The organism is Pseudocolwellia antarctica (assembly GCF_049933045.1).
In the GTDB taxonomy this organism is placed as follows: Bacteria; Pseudomonadota; Gammaproteobacteria; order Enterobacterales; family Alteromonadaceae; genus Pseudocolwellia.
In genome coordinates this window covers 1,932,799-1,953,561 of record NZ_CP187926.1, presented here as the reverse complement: position 1 = coordinate 1,953,561, position 20,763 = coordinate 1,932,799, and the positions used below count along the sequence as shown (strand labels likewise).

The window sequence follows — 20,763 nt, the reverse complement described above, 5'->3', positions numbered from 1 at the left end:
CATTGTAGAGATATTTATGGCAATAAAAAAGGCGCTTTCGCGCCTTTATCAATAATAATTAAATAGGTTAAATATTATTGAACAAGTTCTTTATCAGAAAATGTATCAGTAAATAATGCACTAGATAAGTAACGTTCAGCTGAGCTTGGTAAAATAACAACAACGTTCTTGTCTTTATTTTCAGGTAATTCAGCTAATCTTTTCGCTGCTACAACTGCTGCACCTGAAGAAATACCCGCTAAAATACCTTCTTCTTTCATTAGACGATGCGCCATTGCCATAGCATCTTCGTTAGATACTTGTTCTACAGCGTCCACAATATCTAGGTCTAAGTTACCAGGAATGAAACCAGCACCAATACCTTGTATTTTATGAGGACCAGGCTTTAATTCTTCGCCCGCTAATTTTTGTGAAATAACTGGTGAGTCAGTAGGCTCTACAGCTACAGATAGAATAGGCTTGTCTGATACACGTTTAAGGTAACGACTTGTACCTGTAATTGTGCCACCTGTACCTACACCTGCAACAAAAATATCAACGTTACCGTCAGTATCTTTCCAGATTTCAGGACCTGTAGTTTTTTCATGTATCTCAGGGTTTGCTGGATTATCGAATTGACCTAAAAGAATCGTATTTTCAGGATCTGCATCTCTGATTTCTTGTGCTTTAGCTATTGCACCATTCATACCTTTAGCGCCGTCAGTTAATTCAACTTTAGCGCCTAAAGCGGCTAAAAGTTTACGACGTTCTAAACTCATTGTGCTTGGCATTGTAAGTGTGATGCCATAACCACGAGCAGCTGCAACAAATGCTAGTGCGATACCTGTGTTACCACTAGTTGGCTCTACAATGTTTTTACCAGGGGTTAATAAACCTTTTTTCTCTGCATCCCAAATCATATTTGCGCCAATACGACATTTAACGCTGAAGCTTGGGTTTCTTGCTTCTATTTTTGCGAAAACATTACCAGTTGTTACACGATTAAGTCTTACAAGTGGTGTATTACCTACTGCTAGCGAATTATCTTCAAATATATTTGTCATGCTATTTCCTATCAATGTGGCTTTAAGTTTTAATACTGACTTAACAGCGCTTTATTTGGTATTAATTTAGATACTTAACGAATAATGTTATTCGTAAAAAGTTACTTGCTAAGACTATATGCTTATGAATAAAAAAGAAGTGATATTTAGTTATAAGATATACGGGATAAATTGAATAGATATATATGATGATACATAAAGTATGAATTCACACCTTATGTATCGCGATAAAACCTATTTATGGGTATCTGTTTGTAGCTATCTATTTAACCTGATCTCGGCTTAATATATTCTTCTCTAACAGCTACTTTTACTTGCTTCATCGTTAAATTTACTTGCAATAGGCTAGCTATTGACGCGAAATTTGCCTTGAAGAAAGAAAAACTATCAAGCTAGAGTATAAGTTAAATTTTATTAGTAATAATTTCAATGAATTAAAAACATCTTAAACCAAGTTCAGGTTATTTAAGTAATATTCATGATTAATTATTATAGATACTAGGCATACCTGCTAGGTATAGGTAATTAATCCTGGAATACTCTCAAGATCAAAATCATCAAGTTGTTCTGAGTTCGCAAATTTGTTGATGTATTGTTCATAAACTTTTGAACGAACAAAAATAGTAAAGATATCAGCATCAAGATGATTTCTTTTGACTAAATTACCCATGATGGTTAAACATTCACTGACTGGTTTTGCTTTTTTATAAGGTCTATCTGAAGCAGAAAGGGCTTCAAAAATGTCAGCAACTGCCATTAACCTAGATGGAACCGACATTTGTTCTTTAGTTAAACCTTTAGGATAACCTTTTCCGTCCATGGTTTCGTGATGGCCCAATGCATATTCAGTGACATTAGTAAGATGTTTCGGGAAAGGTAGTGCTTCTAAAATATTACTGGTTACAACCATGTGGTGCTGAATAATCAAACGTTCTTCATTATTAAGTGTACCGCGCTTAATAGAAAGGTTTTGTATTTCATCTTCAGTCAGTAAAGGTTGTGTTACCCCATTAATTTTAATGCTGTATCGAGTTAAAACGTCTTTAATTTGACTCTCTTGCTCTTCAGATAAAAACTCACCACCAATATTCACTTTTTGTATAAAGGCTTTATCTAAATTCAGTTGTTTATGTTTTACCGTACACATTCTTTCAAGTTGTGAAACCTCAATAGTTTTACCTACTTTTAAAGCCGTTATTACTTTTTCTTGATGTTGTAAATCTATATCTCGGCTAGCAATTTCGAATTTGGTATCTATGTAGTTAATACGATCAAAAATGGTCTCAAGTTTAGTCGACTTATCGATAATGTGATCGGGTGTCGCAATTTTCCCACAGTCGTGTAACCAACCTGCAATATTAAGTTGATGTCTTTCTTGTGGTGTTAATACAAAATCAGCAAGTGGACCTTTATTTTCTGCATGAACGGCGTCTGCTATTAATAACGTGAGCTCTGGTACTCTTTTACAATGACCACCTGTATGAGGTGATTTTTCATCGATAACAGCAGCAATTGTTTTCGCGAATGATTCAAACAACAACTCCATATTAGATATTAAAGCTTTGTTGGTTAGGGCAATTGCTCCTAAAGACGCGAAAGCTAATATTTGCGCTTCAACATCTGCAGAAAACTCAACGGTTTCTAATTTACCTTCAGGCGTTTCTTGCTGTGCATTGATAATCTGGATAGCACCTATGGTATCGCCAATATGATCTTTTAATGGAAAGGTGAGCATAGATTGGGTTCGGTAACCCGTGTCTTTATCAATTCTTCGTGCGGCACTTATATCGTAAGGTAGTTCGTCGTATACATCTTTAATGTTAATAACTTTTCCGCTATTCACGGCATGAGTAACCATGGCAGATTTATTGGGTTCGTTATCTATATATAAGGGAATACTTGGGAATGTTATAGGTTTGTCAGAGCTACCGCCTAAATGCATGTTGAGGCTTGTATTGATGATAGTACGAAACTCAATTTCTTTTGATTCGTTAACCATATAGATTGAACCCGCATCAGCATTAGAAATAGTCATTGCTGCAATAAGAATTTTTTCCATCAATACTTCAGTGTTTTCTTCACTACTTAATTCAATACTAATTTTAAGCAGGTGTTGGAAAACTGTCTCGTCTAAAACTTTTTTATTCATAAGTCACTATTTTGATTGATGGGTGTATGTACCATCCCATTCCTTAGGAGGATCATCTTTTAATAACGCTAACCTGTTTAAATATATATCATAAATAGCAGTGGTACAAAATTCATTTTGTTTTAATTGTTGAAAAATATGGCTTGCTTGATCCCATTGACCTAAGTTGTAAGCATTAATTCCTTCTTGATGGAGACGAAGGTTTTGTTCGGTTTCTGGATTACTTTCTTCTGCAAGGGAAAATGGTTGAAATACAGTTACTGCTTGAGTTTTCCCTTTCACTCTAATTTTATCAATTTGTCTGCATACAATTTTGTTAGGCGATAATTGATTTAAAGTTTTTTCTGAAATTAAGATGTCTACACCGTAGAACTTAGTTAATGACTCAATACGAGATCCTAAATTAACTTCATCGCCCAGAACTGTATAAGCTTTACGGTATGTAGAGCCCATATCACCAACGTTCATATCGCCAGAACTAATACCCACGCCAATATTGACACTTGGCCAACCTCTCTCATTAAATATAACAGATAATTTTTTAGTTGCTTGAATCATTTTCAAAGCAGTAATAACAGCGTGCGTTGCATGGTCTTCGTCATCAAGTGGTGCATTCCAAAATGCCATTACCATGTCGCCTACATATTTATCAATTGTGCCTTGGTTTTCAAAAATAATAGAGGTGACGTCAGTTAAGTAAATTTGCATAAATTCAGTTAACTCTTCAGGTGTAAAGTTTTCTGATAAATCGGTAAAGCTTCTTATGTCGGCGAACAATACTGACATATTTCTTTTTTCACTTTTTAGCTCTAAGTTTTTACCCTGTTTGATAAGTTTATCTATGTAGGCTGGAGGTACATATTGGTTAAACATACCTTTAATGTTTTTACGTTTGTAACTTTCTATCATAAAACCAATAGCTGCATAATAAAGGGTTAACAAGGCGATAAGTAATAGGTTTTGAAATAAAGGTAAGCTAACTTTTAAAGCACTCCACAAGTACCAATTAATACTAATGTGTATGATAATAAATACTAAAAAAATCAGTACTATATTACCGGGTGTTTGCTTGGTCATTGAAAAAGAAAGAATGATACCTGTAAACGCCAACATTAATAATGACAGTGCTAAGCCGATGTCAGGTTCTACAGGAATGATTTCCGGATGAATTAAGCTTTCAAACACGTTAGCGTGTACTTCAACTCCAGGGTATTGAACACCTACCGAAGTTGTTCGTAAGTCAGCTAAACCAACCGCTGATGTGCCGACAAAGGCAATAGCACCTTCAAGGTAACCTTCAGCTAATCTTTCATTTAACACGTCGGTTGCCGAAATATATTCAAAGCTACGTGCTTCACCTCTAAACGGGATGATCACTTGGCCTTTTTCGTTGGTTGGAATTATATGTTTACCAAAACTTAAACCTTGTAACCAAGAGATATTTTGGCTTGACTCTGTAATTGCATTTATTGAATCGTTAAGTGTGTAAACACGTGCTGCTTCGAGTGCTAATGAAGGATATAAAGTGTTGTTATAGTTAAGTACGAGTGAGGCCTTTCTGATAAAACCATCACTTTCTGGTAATGAATTAATAAAACCGGCACCAATCGCCGATGTTTGTAGCTGTTCTATATTCCCCAATACTTTATCGAAAGATTCTACTTGGGATGTGTCGTATTGATTTTTTTGCCAAACGATTGAGGTCTCAGGTAAGTAACCAATGGTTTTTGCTTCATTATCAAATAAGAAGCCTAAAATAACTTCAGAATCGCTTAAGGTGTTTGAAAATATAGTGTCGGCGTCAACAGAGTCGGATAGGGCGGTTATTTGATCGATTAATTGGTTGTTTAGTGCTTTATTTTTATTGAGTATTTCATTAACAGGATTGCGCTCTGGTTCAGCAAAGAATATATCGAATGCGATAACTACAACGCCCGCTTCATGAAGCTTTTCAACTAACTGGGCCACTTTACTTCTACTCCAAGGGTAGCGACCTTGTTCTTGCATGCTTTTTTCGTCGATATCAATAATAACTATTTGTTCATCAAACTGACGTTCATTGGTATTGAGTGTTGTATTTAAACGCATGTCGTAAAGCATGCCTTCAATACGTTCTAAAAAACCTTGTACTTGCGATAGGTTAATAAATTGAAGGCCAATAACTAAACAGGTTATACACATCCCCATAAAAAAACGGGTGGTGTAAAATCTTGAACGCATAGATTGGTATAGGTTAATAAAGAACATGAAGGTTTTATTGAGCTCTTATAGCTGTGATTGTACTAAAGGCTTGAGTGTCTATTAAATATGAACATCCTTCTTTTGCCCAAGTGATGTTGAGTTTATGACTTGATTTTTGTTGTTGCTCTTTTTCATGTCTCGCTAATTCAGAGTCTGTTGCTGAAGGATCGTGACTAATAAGAAACACCTGTTTTACATTTGCTTGCATAGCAAGTTCAGCTACTTGTTCGTAAGTGCTATGACCCCAGCCATGTTTTAACGGCATATCTTTATTGTTGTATTGCGCATCGTGTATGAGTACATCGGCATCTTTAATAAACGCTACCCATTCATCCCAGGTGCTTGATTCTGCATAAGGTGGTTTAAGTTCGTTATCTGTTACGTAGGCAACTTTTTGGTTATCACCTGTTAAGCAATAAGCTGTGCCACCGTCGGGGTGGTTAAGTGCTTGTGTCGTGACTTTAAAAGTATTTAGTGAAAATTCTTTCTGGTGAGCAAGTTCGGTATTTAATGTGATTTTTGAAGGGAGTTGGTCGTATTTCACCGGATGATTAGTACCTGACATTTGCTTTAATATCATATCAGTGTCATTACTATCGGTGATGCCCGTTATTATTTCAATTGTTGTGTTTTCACTATAAATTGGCGCGAAATAAGGAAAACCTTGAATATGATCCCAGTGATTATGGGTAACTAATAAATGGATAGGGCGTTTGTAACTTTTAAATTTGCCGTTAAGTTTTGCAATGCCTGTACCTGAATCTAAAATAACATTGTTACCGTTACTTAATTCAAGATAGACGCACGAAGTATTACCGCCATATACAACGGTATTTTCTCCGGGAGTTGGCATTGAACCTCTAACGCCATAAAATTCTATTTTCATTATGTTAATACCATTAATTATTCGTCATGGTTATTATGGCTAAAAAGTTACACTTATTTTCTAGATAGGTAAGCAGTAGTCTATCCTTCTAGTGTTTCGCCATTATAAAATATTTATATTTAATCTTTTTTTATTATTACTCATTCCCTGAACTAAACTTTACAATGCTTAATCATCATCATCATCATCATCATCATCAGTTACTATTATGTGAACAATAGCAGAAGATGTAGTTATACCCGTATGTGAAACTGAATAAATAAATGTATCTTCCCCTACAAAGTCATCATCTGGTGTATAAGTAAATTCACCATCACTGTCTAGTATCAAAGTACCATGCTCAACATCTTGTTGTTGCGTTACTATAAATGGTAATTCGCTTATAGTTATTCCAAGTAAGACTATGCCTACAGCATCGTCATTATCTAGTATTGAACTTCCATTTAAAGTCTCTTCTTCTTCAACAGTGTAATAATCATCACGAGCAAAAGGCTGTAAGGTGGTTGAGGTATTAGGCTCGACCACCAAAGTAACTACTCCTTCAGTTTCACCACCATTATTATCAATAGCTTTATAAGAAAAAATATCTGACCCTACATAACCTGAGTTTGGTGTATATGTGAATGTTCCGTCACTTTCAAATACAACGCTTCCATTTAGAGGTGAAGATACAAAGTTAGTGTCTATACTTAGGGAGTCGCTATCAGCGTCAGTATCGTTATTAAGTACACTTGTGCCATTGAGTGTGGAGTATTGAGTAAGGGTGAAGGAATCGGTAACAATACTAGGCGCTGCATTTACATTAAGAATTGTAATAGTAACCGTTGCTATATCAGTATTTCCGTTACCGTCAATTATCTGGTAAACAAAACTATCAGTACCTACATAATCAGTGTCTGGTGTATATTTAACAAGGCCATTAGCTTTTAATTTTAATGTGCCATGTTGTGTATCTGTAACAGGTGTTTCGTTAACTTCTAGCTCGCTACCTTCAGGATCACTGTCATTATTTAATATAAAAGAAGTATAATTGTTATTTGTGTTTTCGTTTATAGTCCAAGTATCGTCAACCGCGATTGGAGGTAAATTCCCTAATGGATTTTCTGAAGGTACGGTTACCGTTATAGTTACAGTGGCTACGTCGCTATTACCGCCATCATCGATAAGTTGATACACGAAACTGTCTACACCAATAAAGTTGGTGTCTGGTGTATATTCAAACTCACCATGTTTATCTAAGATTAGTTTACCATTTTGAACATCTGTAAAAGGTGTTTCATTGATGTCTAAATGTTCATCTTCTGGATCAATATCGTTATCAAGTAAAAAATCACCTTCATTTATACCGCTGTTCATTTCTACTGTAAAAATATCATCTACAGCTATAGGTGCATCATCTATTGCATTAACAGTTAAGTTAACTGTTCCTGTGGCAGACTTATTGTAAATGTTAGTTACTTTGTATTCAAAAGTGTCGTTACCGAAGTAGTTAAGGTTAGGTGTATAAGTGAATGAACCATCATTATAAAGTATAAGTGTTCCATTACTTGGTGCTGTAACTGGAGTAGGAGATACTGTTAATATAGTGGTATCAGAATCTTTATTTTGGTTAACAACATCATTATTTAATAGGCTAGTCTCCATTAATGAAAAATCTTCATCAACTTCATAATTATCAGTTCTTGCTAATGGATTACCTTGAGCATCAGGATCAGCTGATATTGTTATATTAGCTAATCCTTCGTCTTGACCACCATTGCCATCATCTACCATGTAGGTAAAATTATCAGCACCAAAGAAATCAATATTTGGGGTGTAAGTAAATGTACCGTCTGTTAAGAATACAACAGTGCCGTTAAATGCCCCTGATAGAAATGAAGTATCTAGACTTAACACATCATTATCAGCATCTGTATCATTATCAAGTACAGTCTCACCATTTAAAACATTACCTTGGATCATGTTGTAATGATCTGGAATTGCTTTAGGAGCAGCATTTACATTAACAACTGTAATAGTTGCTGTACCGGTTACAGAACCTCCATTGCCGTCTTCTAATTGGTAGTTAAAGCTGTCAACACCAACAAAGTCATCATCTGGTATATAAGTAAATTCACCATCTGTATCAATAGATAAAGTACCAGATGCAGGATTTGAGCTTGCTGCAACATTGACTGTTAAAGTATCGCCATCATCATCACTATCATTCGCTAATAAAGCATTAAAATCTGTAGCTATGACTGTGAGGCTAGTGTTTTCTAACATAGAGTATGAGTCTAAATTAGCTATGGGAAAATCATTCAAAGGATTAACTGTTAGGGTGACTTGGGCACTAGTAAAACCACCTTGGTTGTCTGTCAATCTGTAAGTAAAACTGTCAGTACCATTAAAGTTAGCTTTAGGAGTGTATGTGAAGGTACCATCTGAGCCTAAAATCAAAACACCATTAGAAACGTCATTTAAAGGTGTTGTTAATATAGATAAAGTTCCACCATCAGAGTCCGTATCATTATCCAATAAGGTATCAATTGTTAGCTGGGTGTCTTCGGTCAATATATAAGTATCGGGAGTAGCAATAGGAACACTGTTTAGTGAACTTATTAGATTAACTGAAACTAGAACAGTTGCACTACTTTCAATACCTTGAACATCTGCAATTGTGTAGTTAATTAAAGCTACACCACCGAAAGTTGTTAATGGTGTATAGAATAAAATGTTACTTACAGTATCTATAGATACAGTGCCAAACTCTGCTTCAGTTGAAGCTGATATTATTGTTAAAGTATCACCATCAACATCTATATCATTACTAATAACATTAATAGCGAGTTGTGTTTCAGAGTTCGTTTGTGCGTTGTCATTCACTGCTTGAGGTGCATCATTAATTGCGTTTATTGTAATACTTGTTTGTGCGGTAGATGTATGGCCGTTTGTATTAAGTATTTGATAACTAAAAGTATCTAACCCTTGAAAATTACTGTTAGGTGTATAAATAAAACTACCATCTACATTTAATAAAACACTGCCTTGTTGAGGAGTAACAACCGGAGACGTATTTATTTTTAACGTTCCGCCATCAATATTTGAATCGTTAGCTAATAATCCTTCATCTGCATTTACATCAAGAATGTTATCTTCATCTATTTGATAGTTATCATTATTAGCCAATGGGATATCTGCAATAGGTTTTACTGCAATACTGACAAAAGCTTGTGAGGTTTCACCTAATGTATTTACTACTTCATACTTAAAATCATCAAGACCATAAAAATTAGTATCGGGTATATATGTAAAAGTACCATCCACACTTAAATTTAATTGTCCATGTGAAGTTGTTTTAATAAGCGTGGTATTTAAAGTGAGATCAAATCCATTTGGATCCGTATCATTATTTAAAATACTATTTGTAGAGACTAAAACAAGGTTTTCGTCTTCGTTAATTTCGTAACTGTCGTTTGCTGCAGCAGGTATTGTGTTCTCACTTGAAGTTAATAAAGTTACTTCTGCTGTACTTGTACCGCCTTTGTTGTCGGTAACTTGGTACTGAAAGCTATCATTTCCTGCAAATGTTCCGTTATCTACATAAATGAAACTACCATCAGAATTTAGCTGTAAAGTGCCGTGTAATGGCTCTGATATTGCGTCGATGTTAACAAAAAGAAAGTCACCATCAATATCATAATCGTTAACAATCAAAGCACCTGAATCTGATGTAAGTGTATTATCAGCATCAACACTGAAGATATCATTCGCTGCAATAGGCGCATCATTTACATTATTTACAACGATAGATACAGTAGCTTGAGCTAGGTTGTTTTCGTCATCAGAAATTTGATAAGTAAAGCTGTCATTACCATTAAAATTGCTATTAGGAGTGTAAGTAACTTCACCATTCGGTTGACTTGTTAAGACGCCATTAAATGGTTGAGTTAAAATAGCGGTGAGAGTAAGTTCGCTATTTTCAGGATCTATATCATTTACTAATACATTTGAACTAATTGAAGAATCTTCATCAATCTCAATTAGGTCCGTTACTGCATAGGGGGCTTGATTTGGTACAACAAGTGTTGAAGCTATTTTTATAGGGACATTTAAACCACTTTCACCATTCTCATCAATACCTGTAATCAGCACGTAATAACTTTGTGCAGGATCTTGATCTTCTATTTCTACACTTGTTTCTTTTATAGAAAGTTGTTGCACACCATGCTCTAGAGTAAGGGCATTAAGTGGTGTTAAATTTGGATCTGTAGCGGCATAAACATTGTAACGTTCAAGAGACGCCTCGCCATTCCAGTTTATAGCTAACTTGTCATTTTCACGAGTGATGTTTATCCCTGAAATACTAATAGGGCGCCAGTTGACACTTTGTGCATCTAATTTTGCTGTGTTTTGCGCACTATCTGTAACGAATAATTCTATTCTTAGAACACCTTCAGATAATCCGTATAGCTGAGGGTTATAACCGATAATATTCTCGCTGTATTCGGTGCCACAGTCTTGAGAACAAATAACAATCGTTCTTTGTACATCAGGTAAATAAATAGATATATCTGTTATTCCATCTGGATCACTTACGTTTAACGCGAAAGTTATATTACCGATAATATCTGTTGTATCTCCTTTATAAACAAATTCACCGATCGCATTTGAAAATTCAGCATCCACAATAGCGTTTTGCTGTTTAATTACACCACTAACTTTCTGAAATTTTATTTCTTGTTTACCTAATACACCTATTAGAGATATTGAGTTATTATCGGTTGTAACGGGTTCGCTTTGATCGTTTGTCGTGGGAGAAGTAACTTCTGAAGAAGGAGTCGTAACTGCTTCAACTGAATCGCTTTCACCACCACCACAGCCAGCAAGAAGTAAACTTGATGTTATGAGTGTTCCGGTAATAATACTAAATTTGCGCATTGGGTAAGTCCTAATTTTAAATCATTGAGCTGAATAGAGTTCTTTATGTTTACTTATGTATTGAGTTACTTAAGCTGAAAAGAACCTTCAGTTGAAATTGATGTATCATCAACTTCTTGCAAATTAAATTGACCTGTAATTTCGTCTAATCCATCTGAAAAAATTGCGGTAATATCACCGACTGCACGTTTGTTCGCATGAGAAGCGAAGTTAATATTAAGTTCTAATTGATCAACATTAATTAGTCCCGAATATGAAGCAAACCATTCACCTTGATTATCAGTTAAGCTTAATGAGCCGCCAGGAACGGTTCCATTGTCAAAATCGACAGCTAAGTTAAGAGATAAATCGCCTGCATTTCCTACCGATGAAGTTACGTCGCTTTGGATGATTTCTGCGTAATTAAAAGTACCTGTACGCTCAGAGATAAGCTCTGCGATAGTTTGAATATCTTCTATATCCACAATCTCTTCAGATACACTATCTATGTCTTCTGATACCAAATCAGTATAAACATCAGAGGTTACTAACTCTTCGCTACTATTATTTTCTGTGTTTGATGCATCGACTGTTGTTGTGTCTGTAATAACATCAGTTGATGCAACATCTGTTACAGGGATTGCGTTACTTTCTTCATTAGAAGTATTTTCAGCTGGTACATCTTCCGAGCTTTCTGCTTGCGAAGTGTTATAGCCTAAGGACAAAATCTCAGGTGCTTTGGTAAATGGAGTAATTGCTCCTGATTGACTAACAGATGCAAAAGCAAAACCCTCGCTAACACCTAATGAAAGTGTTTGGTCATTGTCTAACTCTATATCTATATTGCCGCTATAAACGCCAAAATATACATCGTCGCCTGATACTTCTACAGCAAAGTGAGTTCCGCGAATACCAATCGAGCCTACAGGGGTTTTAACTTGATAGTCACCACCTGTTTTTTTGATCAAACCACTGATTGAACGTAATCCACCACTAATCACTTCCAAAGTAGCGGAACCTTGTTGTGTTTCTTCATCAAATACGTAATGGCTAACGTTAATCTCGGTGTTTTCTTTAAGTGTAATTAATCCACCATCAGACATACTAAATTGAGCTTTACTGTTTTCACCTGTAGTAATGTGCTCTACAGACATTATTTTAGAACGACGCTTTAAAGAGCGAGTAGCATTTGTTTCTGGATTAATCGCTTTAACATTACCTTTAGCTAACAGTGTTTTTCCGGCGACTATTTCTTCAGTAGTTGCATAGCTAGTACCAACGTAGCTCAAACAGCTAAATAATATTAGCGTAGGCGTGGTTTTTGTTAATAAAGCTAAAGTGTTTGATTTACTAAGTATTCTCATATCAATTACCTCTAAAAGTTCATATTAGCGGTTAAGCTAATATCTGAACGTTGATAAGAAAAGAGTGACAAATTGCTGTCTTTATCTTGTGCGTTAATGTTTAGATTGTATGACCAGCGTTTAGATTGATTGTATTGCAGACTTGCTGATGCGAGCCACATATCATCATCTCGTTGTTCTAGAAAGAAAGGATGTGAGTCTTGATATTTTTTTTCCTGAAAAGCAATCATACCGCTCGCGATCCAAGCGTTATTGATAAGCCATAAATTTGAATAACTTACTGTTGCTATTTTTTGACTGTTGTAATCGTAGATGTCTTGATCACTTTTCTCATCTGAGTAACTTAAACCTAAAGAGTGTTTAACGTTATTCGAGAAATAATGGGCAGCGAGACTCACGGAAACATTATCAGTATTTAATGCATCACTAATTTTATTATTTGTTTTTCCGATGTTTAGTCCGGTAGTCATTAGCCACTTAGAGGTTAATTGCTTTTCGAAATTGGTGGTTAGGGTTGTTCTTGTTCTATATAACTCGTCATCTAACCATAAAGGGGTAAACTTGAGTCCAACGGATATTCGGCCAAAATCAAAAGAGTGTTGATATTGAAAGGCTAGGTCGGCAAACATTCGGTTGTATTGAGATTCATCTTGAAAATTATGTACTGTGCCTTTCCCAGAAAAGATAATTTTTGAAACTTGAGAAAAGATCTTACTGCCAGATGCTTGATAACTAAGCGCACCATAATTATCGCTAACTTCTTTACTCTCATCATTTAAGAGAAAAGTATCACCCGTTGAAGGGATAAAAATGTTGTCTTCTGTGGTACCCGAATTAATGTTTGAGTCGTGCCCTAAGCTTAATGATACACGTTGTGATAGATAGAAAGATTGTTTATCTAATTTAGACTGAGATAAGTTTAATAGCGTATTTGCAGACTCTTTTAACTTCTCTGATGTTTTAGGGTTGCTTAATAATAACTGACTTGTTGTTATCGCCCCTTGGTAATTTGCAATTTTGTAGTTAGCTTTAGCTAATAGATATTGTGCGTCTAACCATTCTGGCCTATTAGCGGTAACGCGTTCAAATGCAAAAACAGCATATTCTGCCTGATCGTTTGCTAATGCAGTCACACCATATAAAAAATCAAATGCGGGATCACCTAAATATTCATCTTTAAGAGTTTGAGCGGTAAGCCAAGCAGAATCAAAAGCGCTTTCGCTTACTTCTTTTTTTAACTTATTTAAATTTGAATCACCTTTAGTTGTATCTGCTAATGCTCCATGCGATATACAGCAAAGTGATAAGAATAAAGGAAAAAGTGTTTTTTTAATCATAATTACCTGCAGCTAAAAAAGAGTACTTATTTAAAGATAAAATTACATCCCAAAACATCTAGAATATGAGTGATAATTCAAAGCTAAATGCGACTAATATTCAGTCTTTTTAAGTGTGATATTTGTTCTAAAATAGATTACAAAAATTTTGTTTAGAGGATATCGTACCCCCAAGACGGGGATAAGATCAACATAAATAGAGGTGATTTAGGGCTTTAGGAGGAGATATTATCTATTTGATTTTAATGAATAAAGTTTGCAATGTTTGGTTAACGTTATACACATTTCTCATTAACATTTTTATAACGACCATGCATAACTGATTTTAGTAAAAAATGTTTTTTCTGCACGAGATAGCTTCCTCAAATAGTCATCTTGAAAGCTATTGTCAGAGTAGCCTAAAAAGAAGACTGTTTGAGGGTTTAATTTATAGGAATATATGAGCTGTGTAGATAAGTCTTTATTTATACTACTTGGGGCAATAAGTGGGTTATTATCTAGATTATAATCAACATCTATGTAAGCTAAGCTAAGTTTTAAGTAACTTTCTACACTAAATTGATAGGATATGCGTAAGTTACTCAAGTTAGCGATAAAAACATCGTCATTTGAAAGTGTGGTTACATGATCTGCCTTAAGCTCACTGTAAGTGTGATTAAACTCAACAAATAAGTGGTCAGTAATATTACTCGTAATATCAATATAAACTTCGTTAAAACTACCTAAACGATTATTGTTATAGTCAATCTTATCGCCAAAGTCGTAGCCGATACCTGTAAATAGTCGATTAAAAGGTTTAAATTCTGCATAAAGCTTTACCTGTTGCTCATCAAATAAAGTGGTATTGTTCGCTAGGATTAATAATGAATCATCATGCCTTAAGCCTGTTTTTGTTGCCTGTACTATATTTAAACTTAACAATGATAACTTAGGACCAAATAACTCTATACCACCGTCAAATGAACGTTCAAGAAACTCACCATTATCATTCTTCGTATTATACCAAGTGGCAAAGTAGAGTGTTTCTGACCAAAAATCGTCAGCTTCACCATAAAATAAACGCGAAAACCCCAATTCATTTTTTTGGTAATCTACTTTTGTCATAAAACCTAAGTCAGCTCGAAAAAGGTTACTGATCTTTTCATGTGATGCTTTGAAGTCCCAAAGTTCGGTCTTAAATTGATAATCTATGGTGTAAGCATTATCACTAAACTCGTCAGTTATTTTTGTTCGGTTAACTTGTTCTGTGAATTGACAGTTTCCAAATAAGCATTGGTTAGTTGTTGCTTCACAAGAGTCGCCTAAACAAAAGCTTTCGTATAACTCTTCAGGGTATTCAGTATCAGAATAAAGGTATTGTGCGTTAACGGTATGAGAGTCATTGAATTTGTACTTTGCATCAACTCCTGCAACTGCGTTGTGATAATCGTCTGCGCTTCTTAAGGTTGATATTAAACCTAAGGTAAGTTGTTCATTAAAATTATAACGGTAGTTAAAAGCAGCCGAGTGACTTTCAGTATTTAATGTGGCTATATCATCGCTAACATTACCAGGAACAATAAAATTAGTTTGTTGGTCGTTGGTAACAAATATACCGTAGCTGTATTTATCTGTTCTGCTGGTGAGTTTAGCGCCATAATCTGGATCAGCAATATTACGTGTATATACAAGATCGTAATTACTACTGAAGTAGTCTGAGTTTTCTAGAAAGAAACTACGTTTTTCATCGAAGTATAATGAATTAATATTATTAACACTTAATTGCCCTGAATCCGATTCTACTGTTGAGAAGTCGGGATTAATTGTTGCGTTAAGTAATGTATTGGGTGTTACTCCCCAACGAATATCTATGCCCGCATCTATATCGTTAGCTTTTGACCAGTCAGAATTATTATCATATGGGTCTTTTTGTTGATTATTGTTAGCAACCATTGATGGGATAACGGTTAGGTTTTTGCCTTTAGTTAAATGTTCAAATCCTGTTATCTCTGATATTTGGCATAACCAACAGTCATTGTCTTTATCGAGTTGAATATGCGAAATGCGAAGGCGTTCATCTCGAGGATAAAACCTTACAAATTCAATTCCCCATGTCTTTTCACTGTTTTTATCGTCAAAATTAAGAATGTTATAAGGGATGGCCATTTCTACTTGATAGCCTGTTTCAGTTTTTTTACCAAAAGATTGCCAGTTACCATCCCATAATCGGTTTTCATCTCCGGTTACTTCATTTGAAATAGAATCGTTTTGAACACCGAAAGGGTTAACAAAAAAGTTATAATTTAATTGTTTGCTATTGAAGGTGTCTAATTTGATACCAACGAGATCATCTCCCCAAGTGCTGTCTCTATCACCGAGAAAACCATGGATTTTATTAGGCTCTGGATCTAAAGCAAGAAAAGATATGTAGATAAATTTACCATCTTCAATGATTTTTGCTTTGGTTTTGACTGGACTGGCTAAATTATCCCAAGGGCTATTTACAATATCTAAAGAAATACTGAGAGCATTTTTCCAGACCACATCGTCAAGATCGCCATCGATAATGATTGATTGATTGGTATTGGGGATAACTAACTTATTACTTTTATTAAGCGGTTGTGCTGATGTCAACATTGATATTAATAAGAATAAACTAGCTGCAAAATATAAACAGCTATTCCTTAGCTTTACCATTTGATCTCCGAATTTATTTATTATTTATTATGAAGGATTTGTTCACATTTTATATGTGCATGTTTTAAATTGTTACAAATATAATTCGTTTATACAACTTATACTTAGGCTCTTTTTAATCTCATTGTTAAATATTTTTCTAGATAAAAAACACTGAATAGCTTCAGGTATCATATAGCCTAGTCTCTTGAAGATATGATGGGACGAATAGTGTCGCTTTTTATTTTAACCATTTGGACAATATTTCTTCAAAGTGGATGATTTATTATCGAATACTATGAGAATTCATTGATTTATGACACTAATTGAACAGTACAAAGATAAATATCACGCAATTATTCAATTAAATTTATGTTTTTATAATTAACCAATGCTTTTATTTGTTTTTCTCCCGTTTAAGGCTCGAATCTTTTCGGCCTCTCCTGCATAATATAAACAAAACCTGCATACCGAAATCAAGAAAATGTCTTTATATGTACTAAACTGCCTCGCTTTATTTTGTTTTATTACCTTTTGGGTTGGATACACTGTATTTGCTCGTAAGAAAGCTAAAACAACAGACTGTCTTGCGCGAAGTTTAAATTATCATCGTATTTATTGGATGTATGGTGTTATTAAAAGAAGTAACCGTGTAGGTGAAGCTGCTCTTATCTCAAACCTTGAACGTAATATTGCTTTTTTTGCCTCCACAACTTTATTAGTTTTAGCGGGTGTTTTAACTTTATTTAGCCGCACAGAACAGCTACAAGAAGTTTTTCATGCAATACCTTATGCTGCTTTATCTGATGTAGCTATGTATCAACTTAAGCTTAGTATTTTAGCTCTAATATTTATTGTTTCTTTCTTCAAGTTTACTTGGTCGATGAGACAATATGGTTTTTTAAATGTGATGGTGGGTGCCGCGCCAATTGATGAAGACGGTTTAAATGAAGATCTTAAAGCTTATGCTCGTCAAATGGCAAAGGTGCATGATCAAGCAGCACATTCTTATAACTATGGCTTACGTGCATACTATTTCTCTATTCCTGTTATGTGTTGGTTTTATCATCCGTTGCTATCTATTTTTGCCACAATCTTTGTTGTTCACACCTTATATAATCGTGAATTTAAATCTAAAGCTGTTATTGCTATTACTCAAGCGAAAAAGCATTTAGAGGATAACCGAGCAAAAAACTTTCCTGATGAATAAACAGTTATATTCTCAGTATTCATTAAAAGACTTTAATAAGTTTGACTGTTTAAAGCTCTCAATAGGGATTTATGCTTTATTAGCCTTTGTTACACGAGGTTATATTGTATGGATCATGTCTATTTCAAATATGAATAACCAAACTGATACGATTCAAATGATTTTTCCTGATCCTAAAATGTTTTATCTAAGTTTAGGCTCTGGAGCGTTAGGCTTATTTGTATTTTTGATCATTACTTTAAGACGACCTAACGCACCTTCATGGATAAAATATTGTTGGCAGCATATTAGAAAGTTTTTACTTTGTGCACTAGTTGTTGATTTAGCGATAAGCCTTATGGGCTATTTTTACTTGTCGCTTTTATCTTTTACATGGCTATTGATACAAGTAGTGATTACATTAGTCTTAGTGGTTTTCCTCTATACTAATAAAAAAGTAAAATTAAATATTCAAGAATTCCCAGAAGACATTGAAAAATAAAATATTCAGTTAAAAGGCGTTACACGTGAGCGATATTGAAAAGCAAGACGAACGATTAATTATTCTAGATACTGAAACAACGGGTATTAATCCACGGGAAGGGCATCGCATAGTTGAAATAGGCTGTGTTGAAATGGTGAATCGACAATTAACAGGTCGTATTTACCATGCTTACATCAATCCATTATTTATAATGGAACAAGAAGTTATCAATATACATGGTTTAACCAATGACTTCTTACAAGACAAGCCTATATTCTCTCAAGTAGCCGATGACTTTATTAAGTTTATAGATGGCGCTGAATTAGTTATTCATAACGCGAAGTTCGATGTTGGCTTTATGGATCATGAGTTTTCAATGCTCAATAAAAAAGTACCTATGACATACGACATGTGTACCGTTATAGATACATTGAAAGTATCTAAAGATGAGTTTGGCTCGCCTAAAACGTTAGATTACTTAGCTAAATATTATAAAGTAGATAAGTTGGTCGACCGTACTTATCACGGGGCATTAATCGATGCTCAGTTGCTTGCGTTTGTATATGTAGAGATGACGCGTAAGCAAGCTGCTTTTAATTTACTTGCTGGTGATGGTGAAAATGGAAACTCTGATGAGATCAGAAGACTTGATCCAAACAGAAGTAAATTAAAGATTATTGGTGCAACTGCCGATGAAGTTATAGCGCATCAAGAACGTTTAGCTATTATCGAGAAAAAGGGCGGTTCAGCAATATGGGGAAAATGAAAATGAGGAAAAATAATAGAATGCTAAATATCCTATTCAATATAAGTGCGGTATTTATTATTTTACCTTTATTTGTTTTTGCCGAAAGTAATATTCCCGACATTAAGTATTACAAACCTGACAATGTAACCAATCAAATACCTTATTTCGATAATCGTTTTAGAATCGACTCTGAGATAGAAGAAGTAAAACTCATCTTCTATCGTAAACTTGGTTCACAACCTATTATTTTGGTGAAACCTGATGGGACTAAACTTAAAATAAATAGTTTACCTGATGATAATAGCGTGGAATGGTTTGATGATCGTACTTACGACCTGATCAAAATTAAAAATCCAATGGCAGGACCTTGGCAAGCTATTGGACAAATACAACCTGATAGCCAAATTCTTGTAGTAACAGATGTACTTATTGAAGTTGAACCTTTACCTAAAATATTACTTGCAGGTGAAACACTCAAAGTTACAGGTAAGCTTTTAAATGGAGAAAAAGGCTTAAGTGACCCTTTATTTAGAGCTGTAGTGAACTTAGATATAGATTTTTTTAGCTCTAATAATAAGTTATACGATAACTTTGGCTCTGCACCCGTTAAATTAGGCTCATTTCTTGATGATGGCTACGACTATGACGAGAAGTCAGGCGATGGAGTATATACAGGGGAATTCGTTTTAAACTTCGCTCCAGGGGAATGGCAGCCTATTTATTATGTAAAAATGCCAATGATGAGTAGAGAATTAAAGCCTGACCTTATCGTTATTCAAAGATCTCCTGTTACATTATCTGTTAAAGCAAGTGATGAAGAGGGTGTAAACCACCTTGCTACTTTTACTATTGATCCAACCTATGTAGACCCTCAAAGTATTATCTTACAGGGAAAAATAACCTATCCCGATAAACAAGCGGTTGAATTTTCTTTGCTTGAAGAAGATAAAGGCCTTCGGATGAATGAGTTTGAATATACTGAAGCTGGCATCCATCGTATTACTGTTGATGTATTTGGTAGAACCATAGATGAGCGTGAATTTGTTTTAACTTTACCGCAATTTACTTTTAACGCAGAAAATAAAAATGGCATGCTAATCTCTTCTATTGATGCAGATGGCAATGAAATTTTAATTCCTAGAAAAACTGCAGCAGAATTATTAGCCGAAAAAGAAGCTTTAGCTGCTGAAGCATTAGCTATTGAAATGGCAAGAATCAAAGCAGAGGAAGAAGAAAAGCAAAAACAAATGTATATAACCATAGGAATTATTAACGCAATCATCATTATTTTAGGTATTTGTATTTTTGTTTTTATCGCTTTACGTAAAAAGAAAGCCTTGAAAACTAAACTATCCATCTAAAATATGGCGAGTTTTCCTACGTATTGGTTATCAATTATCCATACAGTAAATTATATGTAAATTATATTAAAAAAGTGGTTGACTGACACTCTTCATAACCGTATTATCTCCGCCGCATTCAACGACATGTTGTTGATTGCGCGATTGATGTGTGGAGTGGTAGTTCAGTTGGTTAGAATACCGGCCTGTCACGCCGGGGGTCGCGGGTTCGAGTCCCGTCCACTCCGCCAATTAATCTAAGGTTAAGAATCCTGAAAAAAATCTGAAAGGCAATATAGCGGAGTGGTAGTTCAGTTGGTTAGAATACCGGCCTGTCACGCCGGGGGTCGCGGGTTCGAGTCCCGTCCACTCCGCCAATTGTTTTTCAAATATAGAATAGGTGAGACCTATAAAATCTCAGATAAAGT

General features: G+C 34.9%; 12 protein-coding genes and 2 tRNA genes. 6 read left to right on the top strand and 8 right to left on the bottom strand.

From position 1 onward, the window contains the following. Positions 1 to 74: 74 nt before the first annotated feature. From cysK to ACPUVN_RS08410, 8 genes are all read right to left on the bottom strand, one after another. Positions 75 to 1,043, bottom strand: a complete 969-nt coding sequence (cysK, locus tag ACPUVN_RS08445) for a cysteine synthase A (protein ID WP_426357044.1) — start codon at positions 1,041 to 1,043, stop codon at positions 75 to 77. Positions 1,044 to 1,554: 511 nt separating this feature from the next. Beyond that, positions 1,555 to 3,192 (bottom strand): HD domain-containing phosphohydrolase, encoded by a 1,638-nt coding sequence (locus tag ACPUVN_RS08440; protein WP_426370440.1) that lies wholly within the window; start codon positions 3,190 to 3,192, stop codon positions 1,555 to 1,557. Between the two features lie 6 nt (positions 3,193 to 3,198). Beyond that, positions 3,199 to 5,412, bottom strand: a complete 2,214-nt coding sequence (locus ACPUVN_RS08435; protein ID WP_426357046.1) for a CHASE2 domain-containing protein — start codon at positions 5,410 to 5,412, stop codon at positions 3,199 to 3,201. A 34-nt stretch (positions 5,413 to 5,446) separates the two neighbouring features. Then, positions 5,447 to 6,319 carry an MBL fold metallo-hydrolase gene (locus ACPUVN_RS08430; RefSeq protein ID WP_426370439.1) on the bottom strand — a complete coding sequence of 291 codons (873 nt, stop codon included), beginning with the start codon at positions 6,317 to 6,319 and terminating at the stop codon, positions 5,447 to 5,449. A gap of 168 nt (positions 6,320 to 6,487) precedes the next feature. After that, positions 6,488 to 11,239, bottom strand: coding sequence for an Ig-like domain-containing protein (locus tag ACPUVN_RS08425; protein WP_426370438.1), 4,752 nt, complete (start codon positions 11,237 to 11,239; stop codon positions 6,488 to 6,490). Positions 11,240 to 11,304: 65 nt separating this feature from the next. Continuing rightward, entirely contained in the window at positions 11,305 to 12,582 is a 1,278-nt protein-coding gene (locus ACPUVN_RS08420) for a FecR family protein (RefSeq protein ID WP_426357049.1), read from the bottom strand. 11 nt (positions 12,583 to 12,593) lie between these two features. Next, positions 12,594 to 13,919 (bottom strand): hypothetical protein, encoded by a 1,326-nt coding sequence (locus tag ACPUVN_RS08415; RefSeq protein ID WP_426370437.1) that lies wholly within the window; start codon positions 13,917 to 13,919, stop codon positions 12,594 to 12,596. Positions 13,920 to 14,219: 300 nt separating this feature from the next. Next, complete coding sequence (locus tag ACPUVN_RS08410) at positions 14,220 to 16,595, bottom strand: sugar-binding protein (protein ID WP_426370436.1); 2,376 nt, start codon at positions 16,593 to 16,595, stop codon at positions 14,220 to 14,222. 463 nt (positions 16,596 to 17,058) lie between these two features. On the opposite strand from ACPUVN_RS08410, the gene ACPUVN_RS08405 reads away from it, so the two are divergent. The 6 genes from ACPUVN_RS08405 to ACPUVN_RS08380 all read left to right on the top strand — a co-directional run bounded on the left by ACPUVN_RS08405 (position 17,059) and on the right by ACPUVN_RS08380 (position 20,712). Beyond that, the gene (locus ACPUVN_RS08405) at positions 17,059 to 17,784 is read left to right on the top strand and encodes a DUF599 domain-containing protein (RefSeq protein ID WP_426357052.1); all 726 of its coding nucleotides are present in this window, start codon (positions 17,059 to 17,061) and stop codon (positions 17,782 to 17,784) included. Then, a complete protein-coding gene (locus ACPUVN_RS08400; RefSeq protein ID WP_426370435.1) occupies positions 17,777 to 18,265 on the top strand; it encodes a DUF2919 family protein in 489 nt (162 codons plus the stop codon). The genes ACPUVN_RS08405 and ACPUVN_RS08400 overlap by 8 nt, the downstream gene beginning before the upstream one ends. A 25-nt stretch (positions 18,266 to 18,290) precedes the next feature. Continuing rightward, positions 18,291 to 19,013, top strand: coding sequence for a DNA polymerase III subunit epsilon (dnaQ, locus tag ACPUVN_RS08395; RefSeq protein WP_426357054.1), 723 nt, complete (start codon positions 18,291 to 18,293; stop codon positions 19,011 to 19,013). Between the two features lie 20 nt (positions 19,014 to 19,033). Beyond that, positions 19,034 to 20,356 carry a TIGR03503 family protein gene (locus tag ACPUVN_RS08390; RefSeq protein ID WP_426370434.1) on the top strand — a complete coding sequence of 441 codons (1,323 nt, stop codon included), beginning with the start codon at positions 19,034 to 19,036 and terminating at the stop codon, positions 20,354 to 20,356. 153 nt (positions 20,357 to 20,509) lie between these two features. Next, a tRNA-Asp gene (locus tag ACPUVN_RS08385) sits at positions 20,510 to 20,586 on the top strand. A gap of 49 nt (positions 20,587 to 20,635) precedes the next feature. Further along, positions 20,636 to 20,712: transfer RNA gene (locus ACPUVN_RS08380), tRNA-Asp, on the top strand. Positions 20,713 to 20,763 lie beyond the last annotated feature (51 nt).